Here is a 23003-nt window from a genome sequence, read left to right as displayed (position 1 = left end):
GCATGCTGCTGGCGCTGGCGCAATGGCTGCAAGGAGACGCAAGCTTTTTGCGCTTGTTCACGTACCTGACGTTTCGCGCGGTCGGGGCCACCATCACGGCGCTCGGGATCGGGCTCGTGTGCGGACCATGGGTGATCCGCAAGCTGACGCAAATGAAGGTTGGCCAGGCCGTGCGCAAGGACGGTCCGCAGACCCACCTCGTGAAGTCCGGCACGCCGACGATGGGCGGCGTGCTGATCCTGATCGGCATCGCGGTCGCGACGCTGCTGTGGGGCGATCTGACGAACCGTTTCATCTGGATCGTGATGCTCGTCACGTTCGGCTTCGGCGTGATCGGCTGGGTCGACGATTACCGGAAGGTCGTCTACAAGGATCCGCGCGGGATGTCGTCGCGCGAGAAATATTTCTGGCAGTCGGTGATTGGCCTGTTCGCGGCCGTCTACCTCGCGTTCAGCGTGTCCGAGGCGAACAACGTGCGCGTGTTCGACCTGTTCATGGCTTGGGTGAGGAGCGGCCTGTCGATGGGCCTGCCCGCGCGGGCCGACCTGATGCTGCCGTTCCTGAAGTCGATCAGCTATCCGCTCGGCGTCTGGGGCTTCATCGTGCTGACCTACTTCGTGATCGTCGGCGCGAGCAACGCGGTGAACCTGACCGACGGCCTCGACGGGCTCGTGATCATGCCGGTCGTGCTGGTCGGCGCGTCGCTCGGCGTGTTCGCGTACGTGATGGGCAGCTCGGTCTATTCGAAATACCTGCTGTTCCCGCACATCCCCGGTGCGGGCGAATTGCTGATCTTCTGCTCGGCGATGGGCGGCGCGGGGCTCGCGTTCCTCTGGTACAACACGCACCCGGCGCAGGTGTTCATGGGCGACGTCGGTGCGCTCGCGCTCGGCGGCGCGCTCGGCACGGTCGCGGTGATCGTGCGCCAGGAAATCGTGCTGTTCATCATGGGCGGCATCTTCGTCGCGGAAACGCTGTCGGTGATGCTGCAGGTGTCGTGGTTCAAATACACGAAGAAGCGTTACGGCGAAGGGCGGCGTCTGCTGAAGATGGCGCCGCTGCATCACCATTTCGAATTGTCCGGCTGGAAGGAAACGCAGGTGGTGGTGCGTTTCTGGATCATTACGCTGATGCTCTGCCTGTTCGGTCTGTCCACCCTCAAGTTGCGGTAAAGGAAAGGTAACAAGGATGTCTGGCGAGATGTTTGGAGATCGGCAGCGGCCGATGGTGCTCGTACTGGGGCTCGGGGAATCGGGCCTCGCGATCGCGCGGTGGTGCGCGAGGCACGGGTGCCGGCTGCGTATCGCCGATACCCGCGAGGCGCCGCCGAACCTTGCCGCGCTGCAGGCCGAAGGCATCGATGCGGAATTCGTCGGCGGGCCGTTCACGCCGGCGCTGCTCGATGGGGGCATCGAGATCGTCGGGCTGAGCCCCGGCCTGTCGCCGCTCGAGCCCGCGCTGGCCGCGCTGATCGCGGCCGCGAACGAGCGCGGCATCGCGGTGTGGGGCGAACTGGAATTCTTCGCGCAGGCGCTGCGCGCGCTCGGCACGAGCGGCTATCAGCCGAAGGTGCTCGCGATTACCGGCACCAACGGCAAGACGACGACGACGAGCCTTACTGGCCTGCTGTGCCAGCGCGCGGGCAAGAAGGTCGCTGTCGCAGGCAACATCAGCCCCGCGATGCTCGACCGGCTCGCGAGCGCGATCGACGATACGGCGCTGCCCGATGTCTGGGTGCTCGAACTGTCGAGTTTCCAGCTCGAGACCGCGCGCACGTTCGCGCCCGATGCGGCCGCGATTCTGAACATCACGCAGGATCACCTCGACTGGCACGGCAGCTTCGACGCGTATGCGGCAGCGAAGGGTCGGATCTTCGGCGCGACGACGACGCGCGTGCTGAACCGCGATGATGCGGCCGTGATGAGGTTCGCGTCGGCCGCCGGCGCCGCCGACGCGGCGCGCACGATCACGTTCGGCCTGAACGAACCGGTGCAGGACGGCGATTACGGGCTGTCGCGCGACAACGGCATCGCATGGCTCGTCGAAGCGGTCGACCGCGACGCGCCGGACGAAACGACGACGCCCCGTCGGCGCAAGCGCGACGGCGCGCATACGCCCGACATCGCTCAAAAGCGCCTGATGCCGGCCGACGCGCTGCGCATCCGCGGGTTGCACAACGCGGCGAATGCGCTGGCCGCGTTCGCGCTTGCGCGAGCGATCGACCTGCCGGCCGCGCCGCTGCTGCATGCGCTACGCGAATACCGCGGCGAAGCGCATCGTGTCGAAGTGATCGCGACAATCGACGACGTCGACTATGTCGACGACAGCAAGGGAACGAACGTCGGCGCGACGGTTGCCGCGCTCGACGGGCTCGCGCAGAAGACCGTGCTGATCGCCGGCGGCGACGGCAAGGGTCAGGATTTCGGGCCGCTCGTCGCGCCGGTCGCGCGCTGGTGCCGCGCGGTGATGCTGATCGGCCGGGACGCGCCCGCGATTCGCGACACGCTCGCGGAAACCGGCGTGCCGCTCGCGGATCACCCGACGCTCGAGGCGGCGGTGCACGCGGCAGCGGGGCTCGCCGAACCGGGCGATGCGGTGTTGCTGTCGCCAGCGTGCGCGAGCCTCGACATGTTCAGGAATTACGCCCACCGCGCGGATGTATTCCGGGCGGCGGTGGATGAAGTCGCCATCGACAAAGGAGCGACGCCATGAGCTGGTCCGATCGCCTCGTCTCCCGTTTCAACGACCGGCGCGACACCGGCGGCAATGCCGCGGGCGGCCGCGTCGCATCGGCCACGCGCGCCGCGACCGGCGGCCTTGCTAGCGTCGTCAACGGCGTGCGGCCGAGCCGTTCGCGGATGCTCGACTTCGATTACTCGCTGCTGTGGGTCGCGATCGCGCTGCTCGGGCTCGGCGTCGTGATGGTGTATTCGGCGTCGATCGCGATGCCCGATTCGCCGAAATACGCCGCGTATCACGATTACGCGTTCCTGATGCGCCATTGCGTATCGCTCGTCGTTGCGTTCGTCGCGGCGGTGATCGCGTTCCGCGTGCCGGTGTCGACGTGGGACAAGTACGCGCCGCACCTGTTCCTGATCGCTCTCGTCGGCCTCGTGATCGTGCTGATCCCGCACGTCGGCAAGGGCGTGAACGGCGCACGCCGCTGGATTCCGCTCGGCATTACCAACATGCAGCCGTCGGAAATCATGAAGCTCGCGGTGACGATCTACGCGGCGAACTACACGGTGCGCAAGCAGGAGTACATGCAGAGCTTCGCGAAGGGCTTTCTGCCGATGGCGTTTGCGGTGGGCCTCGTCGGCGCGCTGCTGCTGCTCGAGCCGGACATGGGCGCGTTCATGGTGGTCGCGGCGATCGCAATGGGCGTGCTGTTCCTCGGCGGCGTGAACGGCAAGCTGTTCGGCGGCCTGGTCGCGACGGCGGTCGGCACGTTCACGATGCTTGTGTGGCTGTCGCCGTGGCGCCGCGAGCGGATTTTCGCGTATCTCGATCCGTGGGACGAACGCTACGCGCAGGGCAAGGCATACCAGCTCACGCACTCGCTGATCGCGTTCGGCCGCGGCGAATGGTTCGGCGTCGGCCTCGGCGGCAGCGTCGAGAAGCTGAACTACCTGCCCGAAGCGCATACCGACTTCATCCTCGCAGTGATCGGCGAGGAACTCGGCTTCGTCGGCGTGCTGGTCGTGATCCTGCTGTTCTACTGGATCGTGCGCCGCGCGTTCGAGATCGGCCGCCAGGCGCTTGCGCTCGATCGCACATTCGCGGGCCTGATGGCGAAGGGTATCGGCATCTGGTTCGGTGCGCAGACCTTCATCAACATGGGCGTGAACCTCGGCCTGCTGCCGACCAAGGGACTGACGCTGCCGCTCGTGAGCTACGGCGGCTCCGGCATCTTGCTGAACTGCGTCGCGCTCGCGGTGCTGCTGCGGGTGGACTATGAGAACCGGGTGCTGATGCGCGGAGGAAAAGTATGACCGCGTCGCGACGCACGCTGATGGTGATGGCAGGCGGCACCGGGGGCCACGTGTTCCCGGGGCTCGCGGTCGCGCACCGGATGGAGGCGGCGGGCTGGCGCGTCGTGTGGCTCGGCAATCCGGCCGGGATGGAAGCGACGCTCGTGCCGAAGCACGGCATTCCGATGGAATACGTCCGCTTCGGCGGGCTGCGCGGCAAGGGCCTGAAGACCAAGCTGGCGCTGCCGTTGAACCTGCTGCGCGCATGCTGGCAAAGCCTCGGTGCGTTGCGCCGCGTGCGGCCGGACGTCGTGCTCGGGATGGGCGGGTACATCACGTTCCCGGCGGGCGTGATGAGCGCGTTGTCGGGCCGCCCGCTCGTGCTGCACGAACAGAATTCGATCGCCGGGCTCGCGAACAAGGTGCTCGCGAAGTTCGCGAAGCGTGTGCTGGTCGCGTTCCCCGATGCACTGCCGCACGCGGAATGGACCGGCAACCCGATTCGCGCGGAACTTGCGCGCACGGAAGCGCCCAAAGCACGCTATGCGTCGCGCAGCGGCCCGCTGAACGTGCTGGTGGTCGGCGGCAGCCTCGGCGCTGCGGCGCTGAACGAAGTCGTGCCGCGCGCCCTGGCGCTGCTGGCGCCGGGCGAGCGTCCGCGCGTCGTGCATCAGGCCGGTGCGAAGCATATCGACGCGCTGAAGGCGAACTACGAAGCGGCCGGTTTCGCGGCAGGCGACGACGTGCGCCTCGTGCCGTTCATCGACGATATGGCGAGCGCGTATGCAGCTGCGGATCTGGTGATCTGCCGCTCCGGCGCGATGACGGTGTCGGAGATCGCGGCGGTTGGCGTCGCGGCGCTGTTCGTGCCGTTCCCGTACGCGGTCGACGATCACCAGACGACCAACGCCGCCTTCCTCGCCGATGCGGGAGCGGCGGTGCTGGTGCAACAGCGCGACCTGTCGGCCGAACTGCTCGCCGACTGGCTGCGCGGCCAGTCGCGGGCGTCGCTCGCGGACATGGCGGAGCGTTCGCGCTCATTGGCGAAGCCCGAGGCCACCGACGAAGTCGCGCGCATTTGCGCGACGGTGGCCGGCGCGAACCTGGAAATACTGCAATGAAACACATCGTCAAACACATTCATTTCGTCGGAATCGGCGGCGCGGGCATGAGCGGCATTGCCGAAGTGCTCGTCAATCTCGGCTACGAGGTCAGCGGCTCGGATCTGGCGCGCAACGCGGTGACCGATCGTCTGCAGGCGCTCGGCGCACGCATCGCGATCGGCCACGACGCGGCGAACATCGCCGGCGCGAACGCGGTCGTCGTATCGACTGCCGTGCGTTCGGACAATCCGGAAGTGCTGGCCGCGCGCCATCAGCGCGTGCCGATCGTGCAGCGCGCGGTGATGCTCGCGGAGCTGATGCGCCTGAAGCAGGGGATCGCGATTGCCGGCACGCACGGCAAGACCACGACGACGAGCCTCGTCGCGAGCGTGCTCGCGGCGGGCGGGCTGGACCCGACCTTCGTGATCGGCGGCCGGCTGATCAGTGCTGGTGCGAACGCGCGGCTCGGCACGGGCGATTTCATCGTCGCCGAAGCCGACGAGTCGGACGCGTCCTTCCTGAATCTGTATCCGGTGATCGAAGTCATCACGAACATCGACGCCGACCACATGGATACCTACGGCCACGATTTCGCGCGGCTCAAGCAGGCGTTCATCGAATTCACGCAGCGTCTGCCGTTCTACGGCAGCGCGGTCGTGTGCGTGGACGATCCCAACGTGCGGCAAATCATCCCGTTCATTTCGAAGCCCGTCGTGCGCTACGGGATGTCGCCGGACGCGCAGGTGCGCGCGGAAGACATCGACGCGCGCGACGGCCGCATGCACTTCACGGTGATCCGCGAAGGCCGCGCGCCGCTCGCGGTCGTGCTGAACCTGCCGGGCCTGCACAACGTGCAAAACGCGCTCGCGGCGATCGCGATCGCAACCGATCTCGGCGTGTCGGACGACGCGATCCAGCTCGCGCTGGCGGAATTCAACGGCGTCGGCCGGCGCTTCCAGCGCTACGGCGAGGTGCCGAGCGCGGACGGCGGGCAGTACACGCTGATCGACGACTACGGCCACCACCCGGTCGAGATGGCCGCGACGATCGCGGCCGCGCGCGGCGCGTTTCCGGGCCGCCGCCTCGTGCTGGCGTTCCAGCCGCACCGCTACACGCGTACGCGCGACTGCTTCGACGACTTCGTCAACGTACTGTCGACGGTCGACGCGCTGGTACTGACGGAAGTCTACGCAGCCGGCGAGGCGGCGATCGCGACGGCCAACGGCGACGCGCTGTCGCGCGCGCTGCGCGCGGTGGGGAAGGTCGACCCGGTGTTCGTCGCGACGGTCGACGACGTGCCGGATGCATTGGCCGCGGTCGCCCGCAACGGCGACGTGGTGATCACGATGGGCGCGGGTTCGATCGGCGGCGTGCCGGCGAAGATCGTGCAGAACACGCAACAGAAGGGATGACATGAGCGGGATCGATCCGAAACGTTTCGGCAAGGTGGCGGTGTTGTTCGGCGGCGAATCCGCCGAGCGCGAGGTGTCGCTCACCTCGGGCCGTCTCGTGCTGCAGGGCCTGCGCGATGCGGGCGTCGACGCGCATCCGTTCGACCCGGCCGAGCGGCCGCTGTCGGCGCTGAAGGACGAAGGCTTCGTGCGTGCGTTCAACGCGCTGCACGGCGGCTACGGCGAAAACGGCCAGATCCAGGGCGCGCTCGACTTCTACGGAATCCGCTACACGGGCAGCGGCGTCCTGGGCTCGGCACTGGGCCTCGACAAGTTCCGCACGAAGCTCGTGTGGCAGCAGACGGGCGTGCCGACGCCGCCGTTCGAAACGGTGATGCGCGGCGACGATTATGCGGCGCGCGCGACGGATATCGTCGCGAAGCTCGGCCTCCCGCTGTTCGTGAAGCCGGCGAGCGAAGGCTCGAGCGTTGCCGTGTTGAAGGTGAAGACGGCCGACGCGTTGCCCGCCGCACTGTCCGAAGCGGCGACCCACGACAAGATCGTCATTGTCGAGAAGAGCATCGAAGGCGGCGGCGAATATACCGCGTGCATCGCCGGCGACCTCGACCTGCCGCTGATCAAGATCGTGCCGGCCGGCGAGTTCTACGACTACCACGCGAAGTACGTGGCCGACGATACGCAGTATCTGATTCCGTGCGGGCTGCCTGCCGAACAGGAAGCGGAACTGAAGCGCATCGCGCGCCGCGCGTTCGACGTGCTGGGCTGCACCGACTGGGGTCGCGCGGATTTCATGCTGGATGCGGCGGGCAACGCGTATTTCCTCGAAGTGAACACGGCCCCGGGAATGACCGACCATTCGCTGCCGCCGAAGGCCGCGCGCTCGATCGGCATCAGCTATTCGGAGCTGGTCGTGAAGGTGCTGTCGCTTACGCTCAACGACTGACGCAGGAACGGAACGACGTATGTGGAACAACGTTCGCCAACTCAACCTTGCCGCCAGCGCGCTATACGCGCTGCTGCTGCTCGTGTTGGCGGCGGCCGGCTGCTACTGGCTGATCCAGCGTCCGACGTTCGCGTTGCGCGAAATCCGGATCGACGGCGACACCGAGCACATCAACACGCCGACGGTGCGGGCGGGCGTGGTCGGACGGCTGAAGGGGAATTTCTTCACGGTCGACCTCGACACCGCGCGGGCCGCGTTCGAGCAGATGCCGTGGGTGCGCCATGCGAGCGTACGGCGGGTGTGGCCGAATGCGCTCGCTGTCACGCTCGAGGAGTACAAACCGCTCGGGACCTGGGGCAGCGCGCAGCTCGTGAGCGTCGACGGCGAGCTGTTCACCGCGAACCAGGGCGAACTGGATGAAGAACTGCCCGCGTTCGACGGCCCGGAGGGCAGTGCGAAGGAAGTCGTCACGCGGTACCGCGACTTCACGAACTGGTTTGCGCCGCTTAAGGCGGCGCCGGAAGAAGTGACGCTGTCGGCGCGCTACGCGTGGACGGTGAAGCTGTCGAACGGCATGCAGATCGAACTCGGCAAGGAACGCACGAGCGAGACGCTGCACGACCGGAGCCAGCGCCTCGTCGCCGCATGGCCGGCAGTCACGGAGCGTTGGGGCAACGACATCGAGTACGCGGACCTGCGTTATCCGAACGGATTCGCGATTCGTGCGGCAGGCATGCGGTTCCTGACCGATACCGACAAGCCCAAGAAGTAACGAGAGATCACACGCAAGAGCACTTTATGAGCAAAGACTACAAGGATCTGCTGGTTTCCCTCGACATCGGCACGTCGAAGGTGGTGGCCATCGTCGCCGAGCTGAAGGGCGAGGGCCATTACGAGGTGATCGGCCTCGGCCAGAGCGAATCGAAAGGTCTGAAGAAGGGCGTGGTGGTCAACATCGAGGCCACCGTGCAGTCGATCCAGCGCGCGCTCGAAGAAGCCGAGCTGATGGCCGACTGCAAGATCACCAACGTGTTCACGGGGATCGCGGGCAGCCATATCCGCAGCTTCAACTCGAGCGGGATGGTCGCGATCAAGGACAAGGAAGTCACGCAGACGGACGTCGCGCGCGTGATCGAGACCGCGAAGGCGATCAACATCCCGACCGACCAGCAGGTGCTGCACATCCTCACGCAGGAATTCATCATCGACGGCCAGGAAGACGTGCGCGAGCCGATCGGGATGAGCGGCATCCGTCTCGAGGTGAAGGTGCACATCGTGACGGGTGCGGTCAGCGCCGCGCAGAACATCGTCAAGTGCGTGCGCCGCTGCGGGCTCGAAGTGAACGACCTGATCCTGCAGCCGCTGGCGTCGTCGCTGGCGGTGCTGACGGAAGACGAGAAGGATCTCGGCGTGGTGCTGGTCGACATCGGCGGCGGCACGACGGACATCGCGATCTTCGCCGAAGGCGCGATCCGTCACACGGCGGTGATTCCGATCGCCGGCGACCAGATCACGAGCGACATCGCGATGGCGCTGCGCACGCCGACGCCGGACGCGGAAGACATCAAGGTCGGCTACGGAATCGCGAAGCAGGCGCTCGCCGATCCGGACGAGATGGTCGAAGTGCCGGGCCTCGGCGAACGCGGTCCGCGCACGCTGTCGCGCCAGGCGCTCGCGGCGGTGATCGAGCCGCGCGTCGAGGAGCTGTTCTCGCTCGTGCAGCAGGTCGTGCGCGAGTCCGGTTACGAAGAACTGCTGAGCTCCGGCGTGGTCATTACCGGCGGCGCATCGATGATGCCGGGCATGGTCGAGCTCGGCGAAGACATTTTCCTGAAACCGGTGCGCATCGGCGCGCCGGAATACGCAGGCGGCCTTGCCGACGTGGTGCGCAATCCGCGCTACTCGACGGCGATGGGCCTGCTCGTCGAAGGAAGCGCTCAGCGCATGCGCGGCCGCAAGGTCGCCGTGCAGTCCGGCAACGCGGGGCAGATTTTCTCGCGGATGAAGGAATGGTTCCTGAGCAACTTCTGACGAACCGAATCGAAATTCGCGCTGGTGCCGGCGGCTGGCGCGCGACAGGGGGTTGCCCGATCTCCTGCCGAATAACGGCCGAGTAGTTCTATTTTCTTGACGGAGGCAACAATGGAATTCGAAATGCTGGAAACCGAAACCAACGGCACCATCATCAAGGTGGTCGGCGTTGGCGGCGCTGGCGGCAATGCCGTTCAGCACATGATCAACCGTGGCGTGCAGGGCGTCGATTTCATCGTGATGAACACCGACGCGCAGGCGCTGTCGCGTGCGCGCGCACCGTCCGTGATCCAGCTGGGCAACACGGGCCTCGGCGCCGGCGCGAAGCCGGAAATGGGCAAGGCGGCGGCGGAAGAGGCGCGCGAGCGCATCGCCGACGCACTGCGCGGCGCGCACATGGTGTTCATCACGGCCGGCATGGGCGGCGGCACGGGCACGGGCGCCGCGCCGGTGGTCGCGCAGATCGCGAAAGAGATGGGCATCCTGACGGTCGGCGTCGTCAGCAAGCCGTTCGAGTTCGAAGGCGGCAAGCGCATGCGCGTCGCGGAAGCAGGCTCGCAGCAACTGGAGGATCACGTCGACTCGCTGATCGTCGTCCTGAACGACAAGCTGTTCGACGTGATGGGCGATGACGCCGAAATGGACAAGTGCTTCCAGTGCGCGGATGACGTGTTGAACAACGCAGTCGCGGGCATCGCCGAAATCATCAACGTCGACGGCCTCGTGAACGTCGACTTCGAAGACGTGAAGACGGTGATGGGCGAGCAGGGCAAAGCGATGATGGGCACGGCGACGGTCGCCGGCGTCGATCGCGCACGCCTCGCGGCGGAACAGGCGGTCGCAAGCCCGCTGCTGGAAGGCGTCGATCTGTCGGGCGCGCGCGGCGTGCTGGTCAACATCACGTCGAGCCGTTCGCTGCGCCTGTCGGAAACGCGCGAAGTGATGAACACGATCAAGAGCTACGCCGCGGAAGATGCGACGGTGATCTTCGGTGCGGTGTACGACGACGCGATGGGCGATGCATTGCGTGTGACGGTCGTGGCGACGGGTCTGGGCCGTGCGGCGAAGAAGCAGCAATCGGCTCCGATGACGCTGCTGCGCACGGGTACCGACAATCAGCCGGTCAGTGCGGTCTCGCACGGTTATGCACAGCCGCAGCACGTCAGCACGGCCGACTACGGCGCGCTCGATACGCCGGCGGTGTGGCGCAATTCGCGCGAAACCGCGGCATCGCACGTGCAGGCGCTGCAGGAGAAGGGTGTCGACACGTACGACATTCCGGCTTTCCTGCGCAAGCAGGCTGACTGACGACGCACACAGGCGAAGCCGCGGCACGGTTGCCGCGGTAACGCCGGCGTGACGGATGCCACGGACCACGACAGGCCGCGTCGGATGCGACGCCGGGCCGGGAGACGTGCCCTCTTCGCATGAGCGGAGCGGGATGGGCCGTGCTGTCCGCAATACGCTGAAAACCGTATCGCTATGAGGGACCAGCCATGATTCAAGTGGGCGACGCGCTGCCCGACGCGCAACTGTTCGAGTTCATCGACGACGCGCGCGCAGGCTGCACGCTGGGGCCGAACGCCTTCAGCGTGCGCGATCAGGTTGCGGGGAAGCGGGTGGTGATCTTCGGATTGCCGGGCGCTTTCACGCCGACCTGTTCGGCGCAGCATGTGCCGGGCTATGTCGAGCATGCCGAGCAATTGCGCTCGGCCGGCATCGACGAGATCTGGTGCGTGTCCGTCAACGACGCATTCGTGATGGGCGCATGGGGACGTGATCTGCACACCGCGGGCAAGGTGCGCATGATGGCGGACGGCAGCGCTGCTTTCACTCATGCGCTGGGGCTGACGCAGGATTTGTCCGCGCGTGGCATGGGAATCCGTTCCCTGCGCTACGCGATGGTGATCGACGACGGTGTGGTCAAGACGCTGGCCGTCGAAGCGCCGGGCAAGTTCGAAGTGAGCGATGCGGCGAGCGTGCTCGCGACGTTGACGTCCTGATCGTGCGGTGCGTCGTTGCTTGCCGGCAACGCCGCTCACCGGACCTCGGGACAGTTGTAACACGGGTCGATGACCGGAAACGCCTCCGTTCCGGGCGTCGGCCCGTTCCGTATCGGCACGGGTAAACAGTCGAAACAGATATACGCAGTTTCCAACAGCGGCGAATAGGGAATTACGCTATAATCCCACCTATCGAATATAACGCCTGATTGAAAATCTCAATCAAGTTGAAGAACACCATGCTGAAGCAGCGCACCATCAAATCGATCGTGAAGACCGTGGGCATTGGTCTCCACTCGGGCCGCAAGGTCGAACTGACGCTCCGTCCGGCCGCGCCGGGCACGGGGATCGTTTTCGCGCGCGTCGACCTGCCCACGCCCGTCGACATTCCGGCATCCGCGATGTCGATTGGCGACACGCGGCTCGCGTCGGTGCTGCAGAAGGATGGCGCGCGCGTGTCGACCGTCGAACACCTGATGTCGGCATGCGCCGGCCTCGGCATCGACAATCTCTATGTCGACGTGACGGCCGAGGAAATCCCGATCATGGACGGCAGCGCTGCGTCCTTCGTGTTCCTGATCCAGTCCGCAGGGATCGAGGAGCAGAACGCGCCGAAGCGCTTCATCAAGGTCACGAAGCCGGTTGAAATCCGCGACGGCGACAAGTTCGCGCGTCTCGATCCGTATTTCGGCTTCAAGCTGAAGTTCACGATCGATTTCCGTCACCCGGCCGTCGACAAGACCGGCCAGGAACTCGAGGTCGACTTCGCGAACACGTCGTACGTGCGCGAGATCGCACGTGCGCGCACGTTCGGCTTCGCGCACGAAGTCGAGATGATGCGCGAGCTGGGCCTGGCTCGCGGCGGCAGCATGGACAATGCGATCGTGCTCGACGAGTACCGGATCCTGAACAACGACGGGCTGCGTTACGACGACGAATTCGTGAAGCACAAGATGCTCGACGCGATCGGCGACCTGTACGTGGTCGGCCATCCGCTGCTCGCGTCATACACGGCGTACAAGTCGGGCCACGGGCTGAACAACGCGCTGCTGCGCGAACTGCTCGCGCACGAAGACTCGTACGAGATCGTCACGTTCGACGATCCGCAGGCCGCACCGGGCGGCTTCGCGTTCGACACGCAGACGGCATTCGCCTGATCGGCGCTCCGCACGAGCAATAAAAAAGCGACCCTGGGGTCGCTTTTTTCGTTGGGCGGCCGTCGCGTGCGATTAGGCGAATGACCGAGGCGCGAACTCAGCGCGACGACTTCGCGCCGTGCCGGGCAGCCATTCGCGCCAGCGCGGCCTGCAGCGGCGACGGCTCCAGGTGATCGGCGAGCTCGCGCAACGCGGCGGCGCCGACGGTCGTCATGCGCGCCTGCTTCACGTGCGGCGGCTGCGGCGCATCCTTCGGCCGCACACGCACGCGCAGCGCCGCAACCGGCCAGCCGCGTTTTTGCAGATCGGCGAGCAGGCGCGGCTCCACCTGCCGCAGCCGGGCGGCGAGCGCATTGTGAGCGGCAAAGAGGGTCAGGGTGCCGTCCTTGATGGAGCCCGGTTCGACATGATTCGCGAGATAGTCGGGGACGAGCGCGGAGAGGTCGCGCTGCAGCGATGCGACCTGCTCGACGCCGGCGCGCAGCGCCGCGAACGCGTCGGTGCGGTTGAGCACTTCGGACACGGGTTGCGGGCGATACGCGGGGAGCGGGCCGAAACGCTTGGAAAATCGGTTCATCGAGGCATTCTTCGAGCGCGCACGCGCGCGGACGTTGTCGCCGATTGTACCTGCGCCGGTTCAAGCACGCGCGGCTTTCGGGCCGGGGCACCGGTCGCCTGTGCGGCCCGAGCGCGCGGTGCGAGTCCGGCCGGGACACCGGCGCATGCGTCCCCGCGTGCTAAAATTCCTCGTTTGATTCCACTAATTCGCTAAGCCGCCGAGGCTCGGGCGTCGGGGCGCGCAACACGCGCCGGGCGCCGGTGCTGCGACGCAGGATCCGATCCGATGACAACCGGTTTTCTCCAGAAAATTTTTGGCAGCCGCAACCAGCGGCTCGTCAAGCAATACCAAAAGACCGTCGCGACGATCAATGCGCTCGAACCGCAGATCGAGAAGCTGACGGACGACCAGTTGCGCGGCAAAACGGACGAGTTCCGCCAGCGGATCGCAGGTGGCGAATCGCTCGACAAGGTGCTGCCGGAGGCGTTCGCGGTCTGCCGCGAAGCGAGCCGCCGCGTGCTGAAAATGCGCCACTTCGACGTGCAGCTGATCGGCGGCATGGTGCTCCACTACGGCAAGATCGCCGAAATGCGCACCGGCGAGGGCAAGACGCTCGTCGCGACGCTGCCCGTGTACCTGAACGCGCTCGCCGGCCGCGGCGTGCACGTCGTGACGGTCAACGACTATCTCGCACAGCGCGACGCCGAATGGATGGCGCGTCTCTACAACTTCCTCGGTCTGTCGGTCGGCATCAACCTGTCCGGCATGGAGCACGAGCAGAAGCAGCAGGCCTACGCCGCGGACATCACGTACGGCACGAACAACGAGTTCGGCTTCGACTACCTGCGCGACAACATGGTCTACGAGACCGACGCGCGTGTGCAGCGGGCGCTGAATTTTGCCGTCGTCGACGAAGTCGACTCGATCCTCATCGACGAGGCGCGTACGCCGCTGATCATTTCGGGTCAGGCGGAAGACCACACCGAACTGTACGTCCGGATGAACGCGCTGCCGCCGCTGCTCGAGCGCCAGATCGGCGAGGAGAAGGCCGACGGCACGGGCGTCGAAAAACCGGGCGACTACACGCTCGACGAGAAGTCGCGCCAGGTGTTTCTGACGGAGTCGGGCCACGAGAAGGCCGAGCGGCTGCTCGCCGAGTGGGGCCTGATCGGCGAGGGCGAGAGCCTGTACGCGCCGCAGAACATCACGCTAATGCACCACGTGTATGCGGCGCTGCGCGCGCACACGCTGTTCCACAAGGATCAGCACTATGTCGTGCAGAACGGCGAAGTGGTGATCGTCGACGAATTCACGGGCCGCCTGATGGCCGGCCGGCGTTGGTCCGACGGCCTGCACCAGGCGGTCGAGGCGAAGGAGCACGTGAAGATCCAGAGCGAGAACCAGACGCTCGCATCGATCACGTTCCAGAATTACTTCCGGATGTACGCGAAGCTCGCGGGCATGACCGGCACGGCGGACACCGAAGCGTACGAATTCAACGAGATCTACGGGCTCGAGACGGTCGTGATCCCGACCAATCGTCCGCCGAAGCGGATCGACAAGCAGGATCAGATCTACAAGACGGCCAAGGAGCGCTACGACGCGGTGATCCGCGACATTCGCGAGTGCTACGAGCGCGGTCAGCCGGTACTGGTCGGCACGACGTCGATCGAAAACTCGGAGCTGCTGTCGCATCTGCTGAAGCAGGCCGGGCTGCCGCACGAAGTGCTGAACGCGAAGCAGCACGAGCGCGAAGCGGCAATCGTCGCGGAAGCCGGCCGTCCGAAGCGCATCACGATCGCGACGAACATGGCCGGCCGCGGTACCGACATCGTGCTCGGCGGCAACGCGGAGAAGCAGGCCGCGTTCATCGAGGCCGACGACTCGATTCCGGCCGACGAGAAAGCGCGCCGTATCAAGCAACTGCACGACGAGTGGGAAACGCTGCACGAACAGGTGAAGGCCGCCGGCGGCCTGCACATCATCGGCACCGAGCGCCACGAATCGCGCCGGATCGACAACCAGCTGCGCGGCCGTGCGGGCCGCCAGGGCGATCCGGGCTCGTCGCGCTTTTACCTGTCGCTCGACGATCCGCTGTTGCGTATCTTCGCGGGCGACCGCGTGCGCTCGATCATGGATCGCCTGAAGATGCCGGAAGGCGAGGCGATCGAGGCCGGCATCGTCACGCGTTCGATCGAATCCGCGCAGCGCAAGGTCGAGGCACGCAACTTCGACATCCGCAAGCAGCTGCTCGAATACGACGACGTGTCGAACGACCAGCGCAAGGTGATCTACCAGCAGCGTAACGAATTGCTCGAAGCGCACGACATCACCGAGACGATTTCCGCGATGCGCCACGGCGTGATTGCCGAGGTCGTCCGCCAGTTCGTGCCGGAAGGCAGCATCGAGGAACAGTGGGACGTGCCCGAACTCGAGGAAGCGCTGCGCAACGACTGGCAGCTCGACCTCGCGATCCAGGAAATGGTGAACGAGTCGTCGTCGATTACCGCCGACGAGATCCTCGAAGCCGTGACGACCGCCGCCGACGAGCAGTACGAGGCAAAGGTCGCGCTGGTCGGCCGCGAATCGTTCAGCGCGTTCGAGCGCTCGGTGATGCTGCAGACGGTGGACCGCCTGTGGCGTGAACACCTGGCCGCGCTCGACCATCTGCGTCAGGGCATCCATCTGCGCGGCTATGCGCAGAAGAACCCGAAGCAGGAATACAAGCGCGAAGCGTTCGAGCTGTTCGCCGCGATGCTCGATGCGATCAAGCAGGAAGTCACGCGCATCGTGATGAACGTGCAGATCCAGTCGCCGGAGCAGCTCGAGGAGGCCGCCGAGCAAATCGAAGAGCGCGGCGGTCATCTGGAGAACGTCGAGTATCAGCACGCCGATTATGCGGACGCCGGCGCGCCGGTCGCGAACGTCGCGGCTGCCGCCGCGGCCACGGCGACCGCCGACATGGTCGGCAGCGCGATGACCCACGGCGGGCCCGCCGGCGAGATGCCGAAGGTCGGCCGCAACGACCCGTGCCCGTGCGGCAGCGGCAAGAAGTACAAGCAATGTCACGGTAAGCTGTCATGATCGGCGGCGGCGCGCATGCGTGCGCCGCGTCGTTCGTTCGCAGTTTCGAGTCAGTGATGTGAGTTGCGGCGGCCCGGTTCCGCGGCCGCCGGTTCTTCCAATCGATGCCGGCGTGTGCCGGCATTTTCCATCCGGCAGGTGTGCCCCATGGCTGTCAATTTTCCGTCGATCGATCCCGCCCAATTGCATCCCGTCGCCGGCGTCACGCTCGGCTGGGCGGAAGCGAACATCCGCAAGCCGAATCGCAAGGACGTGCTGGTCATTTCCGTCGACGAAGGGGCGACGGTCGCAGGCGTATTCACCGAGAACCGTTTTTGCGCCGCGCCGGTGATCGTGTGCCGCGAACATCTGGCCAAGGTGCGCGCGGGCGGGGCTGGCATCCGTGCACTCGTGGTGAACACCGGCAATGCGAATGCGGGCACCGGCGAGCCGGGCCTCGCGAACACCCGCGAAACGTGCGCGGAACTCGCGCGCCTCGCCGGCCTCGACGCCGCTCAGGTGCTGCCGTTCTCGACCGGCGTGATTCTCGAGCCGCTGCCGATTGACCGCCTGAAGGCCGGGCTGCCGGCTGCGCTCGCAAACCGCAAGGCCGCGAACTGGTACGACGCCGCGCAGGCGATCATGACGACCGATACGCTGCCGAAGGCTGCGTCGCGCCAAGTGACGATCGACGGCCACACGGTCACGCTGACCGGCATCAGCAAGGGCGCCGGGATGATCAAGCCCAACATGGCGACGATGCTCGGCTTCCTCGCCTTCGACGCGAACGTCGCGCAGCCGGTGCTCGACACACTCGTGAAGGAAGTGGCCGATCGCTCGTTCAACTGCATCACGATCGACGGCGATACGTCGACGAACGACTCGTTCATTCTGATCGCGTCGGGCAAGAGCACGCTGCCCGCGATCGCGTCGACCGACTCGCCGGCCTATGCGGCGCTGCGCGACGCGGTCACGCAGGTCGCGCAGGAGTTGTCGCAGCTGATCGTGCGCGACGGCGAAGGTGCGACGAAATTCATGACGGTGCAGGTGGAGGGCGGCAAGAGTGTTGCCGAATGCCGTCAGATCGCTTATGCGATCGGCCATTCGCCGCTCGTGAAGACGGCCTTCTACGCATCCGACCCCAACCTCGGCCGGATTCTCGCTGCGATCGGCTATGCGGGCGTCACCGATCTCGACGTCGGCAAGATCGATCTCTATCTGGACGACGTGCTCGTCGCGAAGGCCGGCGGCCGCAATCCCGCGTACCAGGAAGAGGACGGCCAGCGCGTGATGAAGCAGAGCGAAATCACGATTCGCGTGCTGCTTGGCCGCGGCGACGCGCAGGCTACGATCTGGACGTGCGATCTGTCGCACGACTACGTGAGCATCAACGCGGACTATCGCTCCTGATCGGGGGCGCTCGAACGACATGGACAAGCTCGAACAGTTTCTGACGCGAGCCGAAGCGCTGCTCGGCCGCCTCGAAGGGATGCTGCCGCCGGCGCCGGCCGCTGTCGACTGGAATGCAGCCACGGCCTTCCGCTGGCGCAAGCGTCAGGGGCGCGGCTATCTGCAGCCGGTGCCGGCAGCGTCGTCGATCACGCTCGGCGACCTGCGCAACATCGATCGTCAGAAGGGGCTGATCGAACAGAACACGCGACAGTTCGTGCAGCGCAAGCCGGCGAACAACGTGCTGCTGACGGGCGCGCGCGGCACCGGCAAGTCGTCGCTGATCAAGGCGTGCCTGAACGCGTATGCGAAGGAAGGCCTGCGCCTCATCGAAGTCGACAAGGACGACCTGCACGATCTCGGCGACATCGTCGAGCTGATCTCGCAGCGTCCGGAGCGGTTCATCGTGTTTTGCGACGACCTGTCGTTCGAGGAAGGCGAGTCCGGCTACAAGGCGCTGAAGGTCGCGCTCGACGGCTCGATCGCTGCGCAGTCGGACAACGTGCTGATCTACGCGACGTCGAACCGCCGCCATCTGCTGCCCGAGTACATGAGCGACAACGAGTCGTACAAGCATCTGCCGGACGGCGAGATCCACCCGGGCGAAGTCGTCGAGGAAAAGATCTCGCTGTCGGAGCGCTTCGGCCTGTGGGTCAGCTTCTACCCGTTCAAGCAGGACGACTACCTCGACATCGTTGGACACTGGCTGCGCCATTTCGGCTGCGCGGATACCGAGATCGACGCGGCACGCGGCGATGCGCTGGTCTGGGCGCTCGAGCGCGGTTCGCGCTCGGGGCGCGTCGCGTGGCAGTTCGCGCGCGACTGGTCGGGCCGCAAGGAGCAGGCATGAGTGTGGATTCCGCAGTAGGCGCGGCGCGCGCGCCCGACGGCCGCAAGGTGACGGAAGTCGCTGTCGGTGTAATGGTGCGGCCGGACGGCCCGGTCGGCCGCTGCCGTTATCTGCTCGCGCAGCGCCTGCAGGGCAAGCCGTATGAAGGTTACTGGGAGTTTCCGGGCGGCAAGCTCGAAGCGGGCGAAAGCGTCGAGGACGCGCTCGCCCGCGAACTCCATGAGGAGCTGGGCATCGTCGTCACGGCCAGCCATCGCTGGCATACGCTCGAGCACGACTATCCGCATGCATACGTGCGGCTCTATTTCTGCAAGGTGACGGGCTGGACGGGCGAGCCGCACAGCAAGGAAGGGCAGGCGTTCGTGTGGCAGGAACTGCCGGTCGACGTCGCGCCTCTGTTGCCGGCCGCGTTGCCGGTGCTGGAACTGCTCGAGAAGGAAGCGGCGTCGCAATGACGCCGTTGCGGCCCGCGTGAAACGCGGGCCATATCGACGGACGAGGTAGCCCTGTGCTGCTTAGCTGTCGCGGCGGCCGTCGGTGCCGTCTTCTTCCGACGACGGACCTTCGTCGGACGAGCCGCCGATCCGATACTTTTCCGCCGCCCATGCGCCGAGATCGAGCTGCTTGCAGCGGGCCGAACAGAACGGGCGGAACTTGTTTTCCGGCGTCCAGCGCACTTCCGCGCCGCACGAAGGACATTTCACAACGGTAGTCATACGAAAGCGTCGAGCCGGCACGCGGCCGTTACAGATTGCAGAGTGTCAGATGGAACGGCACGTCGATGTCCACCGCACGCGGCCGCACGTCGCCGTCCTGCATGGTGAACCGTACCCACAGCATGTATTTGTTGGCGCTCGCCTCGGGAATCACGCGCAGCTCCGGCGACACGCGCACCTGCATCAACTGGTAGCTGCGCCCCGACAGCATCTGCTGGTAGCTGCCCTGCATCGCCATCACCTTCGAAGCCTGGCCCGACTCGCGCGCGAGACGCAGCACGATCGCCGCGGCGTCGCGCAGCGGCAGCAGCGGCATGATCCATTTCGTGATGTCATGGCGCCGCTGTTCGGCCGGCCATTGTTGCCACGCGTAATACGACGGCAGGTCGAATTTGCACGTGCCGCCGGGAATCACCGCTCGGCTGCGGATGCTCGCGAGCCACTCGTTGTCGACCAGATGCTGGCCTGTCTTGCCCTGCATCTGCGCGAGATTCGCGAGCGTCTGCTCGATTTCGCCGAGCACGGCTTCCAGCGCATTCTGTTCGATGCCCGGATTGCCGCGAAACGGAGCGAGCGTCTGGCGCTGACGTTCGAGCTCCTTCATCAGATCCGATTTCAGGTCGGCGCGGCCCGTGACCTCGGCGATTTCGAACAGCGTCGTCAGCGCGACGTGATGTTCGCGCGCGTCCTCCTGAGCCAAAAAGAACGCGAAGCGCTCGAATAAGTCCTCGAGGCGCAACAGCGTGCGAATTCGCTCGTTGAACGGATACTCGTAAAGAATCAAGCGCGCTCGCCTCTCGGGTAGGAATTGAAACAATGCAGGACATTCTAATGCTCACTCACTACCCTAGCAACGCGCCAATTTCGTACACCATCACGATCGCGCGGCGTCACTGCGCGGCGGCTGCGAATTCGAGATAGCGTTGGTGCAGTGCATCGACCTGCGCGGCGAGCATGGCTGGCGTCGCCGCGTCGTTGACGATCACGTCGTCGGCGGCCGCGAGACGCGCGTCGCGCGTTGCCTGTCTCGCGATGATCGCCTCGACCTGTTCGCGCGTGAAACCGTTGCGCCGCATCACGCGCGCGATCTGCGTTTCGACCGGACAGTCGACCACCAGCACGCGGTTGCTGCGAGTCTTCCAATTGCCTGACTCGACGAGCAACGGCACCACGAACATCACGTAAGGGCCCTGCGCGGCGCGGGCTTCGCGATCCGTCTGCGCGCGGATCAGCGGATGCGTGATCGCTTCGAGCCGGCGTCGTGCGTCGTCGTCGCTGAAAATCAGTGCGCGCATCCTGGCGCGATCGAGAGAGCCGTCGGCGGCGACGAAGTCCGGCCCGAACGCGTGCTCGATCGCCGGCATCGCGAGCCCACCAGGGGCGGTGATACGGTGCGCGATCAGATCGGTATCGACGACCGATGCGCCGCGCGCGGCGAACATGTCGGCGACGGTCGTCTTGCCGCTGCCGATGCCGCCGGTGAGTCCTATTGCAAACATGTGAACCTCCGCCGGACCGCTGCACGCAAGTGGCGTGCGAGGCTGCGACGCTGACAACGAAGCGAAGGCGCGCAGCGCATCACGTCAACCGCCGAGCGCCGAATAGAAAGGGGTGCCGAAAAATAGTGTCGCCACACCGCCCGCGGCCAGGAACGGGCCGAACGGAATCGGCTCCTCGAAGCGCATGCGGCCGCGCCAGGTCGCGACGAGGCCGACGATCGCGCCCGTCACCGCGGCGAACAGCACGACCTGCGGCAGCGCGGCCCAGCCCATCCAGGCGCCGAGCGCGGCGAGCAGCTTCAGATCGCCGAAGCCGATGCCCTCGATCCCGCGCAGCCATTTGAACAGCCAGTAGATGGACCAAAGGAACAGGTAGCCGGCCATCGCACCGATCACGGCCGAACGCAGCGACGTGAACGTGCCGCCGAGATTCAGTGCGAGGCCTGCCCACAGCAGCGGCAGCGTCATCGAATCGGGCAGGTAGCCGGTACGGATATCGATCGCGCTCATCGCGAGCAGTGCGGCGCAGAGCCCGAACGCTGCGAGAGCCACGACGGTGGGGCCGAAGGCGGCGAGCGAGGCGGCGGCGAGAAGCGCACCGGCGAGCTCGACGAGCGGATAGCGCACGCCGATCGCATGGCCGCACTGACGGCAGCGGCCACGCAACAGCAAGTAGCTGACGAGCGGGATGTTTTCCCATGCGCGCAGCACGTGGCCGCAATGCGGGCAGGCGCTGCGCGGGCGCCACAGATCGTAGTGCGGCGGATAGCCGTCGTCCGGCGCCGCGCTCGCCGCGCCCGTCGCCTCGGCGATTTCGGCCTGCCATGCGCGCTGCATCATCACCGGTACCCGGTGCACGACGACATTCACGAAGCTTCCGACGCACAGGCCGAGGACGACGGCGAATGCATACTGCACCGCAGGCGGCAGCATCGCCAGCGCGAGCAACGTGCCGGCGGGCGAATCGAAGACGGTGGTCAGGGGCGCGGGCGTCATGGCCTCGGGTTGGGGCTTTAAAGGCGACAGAATCGGTTGCGATGCTACACCACGTTGCCCAGCTGAAGGATGGGCAGATACATCGCGATCACGAGGCCGCCGACGAGGGCGCCCAGCACGACCACGATCAGCGGCTCGCCGAGCGCGGCGAGTGCATCGAGGCGAGCATCGAGCTGACGCTCGCAGAGCGCGGCGATGTCCGCGAGCATCGTGTCGAGCGCGCCTATTTCCTCCGCGACGGCGATCGGCTGGACGACGTCGTCCGGGAAGCAGCCGGCCGCGTGCATCGCGTCGGCAAGGCGCGCACCACGCAGCACGCGTGCCGCGATCTGCGCGGTGGCCTGTTCGAACACCGGATGGCCGGCCGTGTGCTCGAGCGTCGAGAATGCATCGGCAAGCGGGACGCCCGCGCCGAGCAGCGTCGCAAGCGAGCGGCACCACCGCGCGGTCGCGAACCGCGTGAGCGCGCCGCCGACGAGCGGTGCATTCAGCGCCTGTCGGGCGACCGCATGGCGCAACGTTGGCGAGCGCCGCAGCGCATGGCGTGCGGCGAGTCCGGCCACCGCGGCCGCTGCGGCGAACGTGCCGCCCCAGGCCGACGTCGCAGACGAGATCGCGAGCAGCGCGCGGGTTGGCGCCGGCAGCGTCGCGCCGAAGCCGTCGAAAATCTGACGGAACGTCGGTACGACCCAAATCATCAGTGCGGCCGAGATCGCGAGCGCGAACGCGATGACGGCGACCGGATATGCGAGCGCGGCACAGAGCTTGCGCCATTGCGCGTCCGCGCGTTCGCGGTGCTCCGCGACGCGTGTCAGCACGGAGCCGAGCGCGCCCGACGCTTCGCCCACTTCGATCAACTGGCGGTACAGCGTACCGAACTGCGCCGGATAGCGCGCGAGCGCGGCGGCGAAACGTTGTCCGCCAATGATCTCGCGTGCGAGGCCGGCGGCGATGCGCGGGAACCCGTCGTGCGTGCGGGTGCGGGCGAGCATCTCGAGCGACGGTGCGAGCGGCAGCCCGGCCTGCAGCAAGCTTGCGAGCTGACGCGTGAAGCGGGTGACGTCACGCGCGCCGGCGACGGGCGGCCGCGCCTTGCCGCGCGCGTCGAGCGCCAGCACGGCGATGCCGTCGCGTGCGAGCGCCGCGCGTGCAGCGGCGGCGTCGAATGCGATCACGTTTCCGCGGCATGGCGAGCCGTCGCGACGGCGGCCGCGCCACGCGAAGCGGGTTTCGTGCGGCGGCACCGGCATC

21 protein-coding genes are annotated in these 23003 nt (G+C 66.4%); 15 read left to right on the top strand and 6 right to left on the bottom strand.

The window, feature by feature from the left end; all coding sequences use genetic code 11:
- Positions 1-2: 2 nt before the first annotated feature.
- From mraY to lpxC, 11 genes are all read left to right on the top strand, one after another.
- Entirely contained in the window at positions 3-1172 is a 1170-nt protein-coding gene (gene mraY / locus KDW55_RS20095) for a phospho-N-acetylmuramoyl-pentapeptide-transferase (RefSeq protein ID WP_040143311.1), read from the top strand.
- Between the two features lie 28 nt (positions 1173-1200).
- Positions 1201-2712: a UDP-N-acetylmuramoyl-L-alanine--D-glutamate ligase gene (murD, locus tag KDW55_RS20090; RefSeq protein WP_212160878.1), complete on the top strand. Its 1512-nt coding sequence runs from the start codon at positions 1201-1203 to the stop codon at positions 2710-2712.
- Complete coding sequence (gene ftsW, locus KDW55_RS20085; protein ID WP_040143314.1) at positions 2709-3992, top strand: putative lipid II flippase FtsW; 1284 nt, start codon at positions 2709-2711, stop codon at positions 3990-3992. The genes murD and ftsW overlap by 4 nt, the downstream gene beginning before the upstream one ends.
- Positions 3989-5092: an undecaprenyldiphospho-muramoylpentapeptide beta-N-acetylglucosaminyltransferase gene (murG, locus tag KDW55_RS20080; protein ID WP_212160879.1), complete on the top strand. Its 1104-nt coding sequence runs from the start codon at positions 3989-3991 to the stop codon at positions 5090-5092. The genes ftsW and murG overlap by 4 nt, the downstream gene beginning before the upstream one ends.
- Positions 5089-6486, top strand: coding sequence for a UDP-N-acetylmuramate--L-alanine ligase (gene murC / locus KDW55_RS20075; RefSeq protein ID WP_040143317.1), 1398 nt, complete (start codon positions 5089-5091; stop codon positions 6484-6486). Before murG ends, murC begins: the two co-directional genes overlap by 4 nt.
- Position 6487: 1 nt before the next feature.
- The gene (locus KDW55_RS20070; RefSeq protein WP_040143319.1) at positions 6488-7429 is read left to right on the top strand and encodes a D-alanine--D-alanine ligase; all 942 of its coding nucleotides are present in this window, start codon (positions 6488-6490) and stop codon (positions 7427-7429) included.
- A gap of 19 nt (positions 7430-7448) precedes the next feature.
- Positions 7449-8201, top strand: a complete 753-nt coding sequence (locus tag KDW55_RS20065; protein WP_069240947.1) for a cell division protein FtsQ/DivIB — start codon at positions 7449-7451, stop codon at positions 8199-8201.
- 26 nt (positions 8202-8227) lie between these two features.
- A complete protein-coding gene (ftsA, locus tag KDW55_RS20060) occupies positions 8228-9460 on the top strand; it encodes a cell division protein FtsA (protein WP_006752447.1) in 1233 nt (410 codons plus the stop codon).
- A gap of 111 nt (positions 9461-9571) precedes the next feature.
- Complete coding sequence (gene ftsZ / locus KDW55_RS20055) at positions 9572-10768, top strand: cell division protein FtsZ (protein WP_011883181.1); 1197 nt, start codon at positions 9572-9574, stop codon at positions 10766-10768.
- Positions 10769-10956: 188 nt separating this feature from the next.
- Positions 10957-11463: a peroxiredoxin gene (locus tag KDW55_RS20050; protein ID WP_040143324.1), complete on the top strand. Its 507-nt coding sequence runs from the start codon at positions 10957-10959 to the stop codon at positions 11461-11463.
- Positions 11464-11702: 239 nt separating this feature from the next.
- Entirely contained in the window at positions 11703-12620 is a 918-nt protein-coding gene (gene lpxC / locus KDW55_RS20045; RefSeq protein WP_069241916.1) for a UDP-3-O-acyl-N-acetylglucosamine deacetylase, read from the top strand.
- 97 nt (positions 12621-12717) lie between these two features.
- Here lpxC and KDW55_RS20040 read toward each other — a convergent pair whose 3' ends face one another.
- On the bottom strand, positions 12718-13197 hold the full coding sequence (locus KDW55_RS20040; protein WP_209821390.1) for a DUF721 domain-containing protein: 480 nt from the start codon (positions 13195-13197) through the stop codon (positions 12718-12720).
- Positions 13198-13464: 267 nt separating this feature from the next.
- On the opposite strand from KDW55_RS20040, the gene secA reads away from it, so the two are divergent.
- From secA to KDW55_RS20020, 4 genes are all read left to right on the top strand, one after another.
- Complete coding sequence (gene secA, locus KDW55_RS20035; protein WP_040143327.1) at positions 13465-16263, top strand: preprotein translocase subunit SecA; 2799 nt, start codon at positions 13465-13467, stop codon at positions 16261-16263.
- A gap of 147 nt (positions 16264-16410) precedes the next feature.
- Positions 16411-17652, top strand: coding sequence for a bifunctional glutamate N-acetyltransferase/amino-acid acetyltransferase ArgJ (gene argJ, locus KDW55_RS20030; RefSeq protein WP_040143328.1), 1242 nt, complete (start codon positions 16411-16413; stop codon positions 17650-17652).
- 19 nt (positions 17653-17671) lie between these two features.
- Positions 17672-18541 (top strand): ATP-binding protein, encoded by an 870-nt coding sequence (locus KDW55_RS20025; RefSeq protein ID WP_212160882.1) that lies wholly within the window; start codon positions 17672-17674, stop codon positions 18539-18541.
- The gene (locus KDW55_RS20020) at positions 18538-18996 is read left to right on the top strand and encodes an NUDIX domain-containing protein (RefSeq protein WP_040143331.1); all 459 of its coding nucleotides are present in this window, start codon (positions 18538-18540) and stop codon (positions 18994-18996) included. The genes KDW55_RS20025 and KDW55_RS20020 overlap by 4 nt, the downstream gene beginning before the upstream one ends.
- 60 nt (positions 18997-19056) lie before the next feature.
- Here the strand turns inward: KDW55_RS20020 and KDW55_RS20015 are convergent, their stop codons facing one another.
- The 5 genes from KDW55_RS20015 to KDW55_RS19995 all read right to left on the bottom strand — a co-directional run bounded on the left by KDW55_RS20015 (position 19057) and on the right by KDW55_RS19995 (position 23002).
- Entirely contained in the window at positions 19057-19257 is a 201-nt protein-coding gene (locus KDW55_RS20015; RefSeq protein WP_039317342.1) for a DNA gyrase inhibitor YacG, read from the bottom strand.
- A gap of 28 nt (positions 19258-19285) precedes the next feature.
- Positions 19286-20041, bottom strand: a complete 756-nt coding sequence (gene zapD, locus KDW55_RS20010; RefSeq protein ID WP_040143334.1) for a cell division protein ZapD — start codon at positions 20039-20041, stop codon at positions 19286-19288.
- Positions 20042-20147: 106 nt separating this feature from the next.
- Positions 20148-20756, bottom strand: coding sequence for a dephospho-CoA kinase (gene coaE, locus KDW55_RS20005; RefSeq protein WP_040143335.1), 609 nt, complete (start codon positions 20754-20756; stop codon positions 20148-20150).
- A gap of 84 nt (positions 20757-20840) precedes the next feature.
- Positions 20841-21752, bottom strand: a complete 912-nt coding sequence (locus KDW55_RS20000) for an A24 family peptidase (RefSeq protein ID WP_059547879.1) — start codon at positions 21750-21752, stop codon at positions 20841-20843.
- 44 nt (positions 21753-21796) lie between these two features.
- Positions 21797-23002 (bottom strand): type II secretion system F family protein, encoded by a 1206-nt coding sequence (locus tag KDW55_RS19995; RefSeq protein WP_212148840.1) that lies wholly within the window; start codon positions 23000-23002, stop codon positions 21797-21799.
- Between the last annotated feature and the right edge of the window lies 1 nt (position 23003).

Origin of the sequence: Burkholderia sp. AU19243 (assembly GCF_018148075.1) — a bacterium.
GTDB lineage: Bacteria > Pseudomonadota > Gammaproteobacteria > Burkholderiales > Burkholderiaceae > Burkholderia > Burkholderia latens_A.
This window is presented reverse-complemented; position numbering and strand designations above follow the sequence as displayed.

Coding starts and splice junctions, on each gene's coding strand:
- secA (WP_040143327.1), top strand. CDS start 13,465: ATGACAACCGGTTTTCTCCAGAAAATTTTTGGCAGCCGCAACCAGCGG.
- KDW55_RS19995 (WP_212148840.1), bottom strand. CDS start 23,002: ATGCCGGTGCCGCCGCACGAAACCCGCTTCGCGTGGCGCGGCCGCCGT.
- murD (WP_212160878.1), top strand. CDS start 1,201: ATGTTTGGAGATCGGCAGCGGCCGATGGTGCTCGTACTGGGGCTCGGG.
- KDW55_RS20025 (WP_212160882.1), top strand. CDS start 17,672: ATGGACAAGCTCGAACAGTTTCTGACGCGAGCCGAAGCGCTGCTCGGC.
- ftsW (WP_040143314.1), top strand. CDS start 2,709: ATGAGCTGGTCCGATCGCCTCGTCTCCCGTTTCAACGACCGGCGCGAC.
- KDW55_RS20070 (WP_040143319.1), top strand. CDS start 6,488: ATGAGCGGGATCGATCCGAAACGTTTCGGCAAGGTGGCGGTGTTGTTC.
- KDW55_RS20020 (WP_040143331.1), top strand. CDS start 18,538: ATGAGTGTGGATTCCGCAGTAGGCGCGGCGCGCGCGCCCGACGGCCGC.
- ftsA (WP_006752447.1), top strand. CDS start 8,228: ATGAGCAAAGACTACAAGGATCTGCTGGTTTCCCTCGACATCGGCACG.
- KDW55_RS20000 (WP_059547879.1), bottom strand. CDS start 21,752: ATGACGCCCGCGCCCCTGACCACCGTCTTCGATTCGCCCGCCGGCACG.
- ftsZ (WP_011883181.1), top strand. CDS start 9,572: ATGGAATTCGAAATGCTGGAAACCGAAACCAACGGCACCATCATCAAG.
- murG (WP_212160879.1), top strand. CDS start 3,989: ATGACCGCGTCGCGACGCACGCTGATGGTGATGGCAGGCGGCACCGGG.
- argJ (WP_040143328.1), top strand. CDS start 16,411: ATGGCTGTCAATTTTCCGTCGATCGATCCCGCCCAATTGCATCCCGTC.
- KDW55_RS20050 (WP_040143324.1), top strand. CDS start 10,957: ATGATTCAAGTGGGCGACGCGCTGCCCGACGCGCAACTGTTCGAGTTC.
- murC (WP_040143317.1), top strand. CDS start 5,089: ATGAAACACATCGTCAAACACATTCATTTCGTCGGAATCGGCGGCGCG.
- mraY (WP_040143311.1), top strand. CDS start 3: ATGCTGCTGGCGCTGGCGCAATGGCTGCAAGGAGACGCAAGCTTTTTG.
- lpxC (WP_069241916.1), top strand. CDS start 11,703: ATGCTGAAGCAGCGCACCATCAAATCGATCGTGAAGACCGTGGGCATT.
- KDW55_RS20015 (WP_039317342.1), bottom strand. CDS start 19,257: ATGACTACCGTTGTGAAATGTCCTTCGTGCGGCGCGGAAGTGCGCTGG.
- KDW55_RS20040 (WP_209821390.1), bottom strand. CDS start 13,197: ATGAACCGATTTTCCAAGCGTTTCGGCCCGCTCCCCGCGTATCGCCCG.
- KDW55_RS20065 (WP_069240947.1), top strand. CDS start 7,449: ATGTGGAACAACGTTCGCCAACTCAACCTTGCCGCCAGCGCGCTATAC.
- coaE (WP_040143335.1), bottom strand. CDS start 20,756: ATGTTTGCAATAGGACTCACCGGCGGCATCGGCAGCGGCAAGACGACC.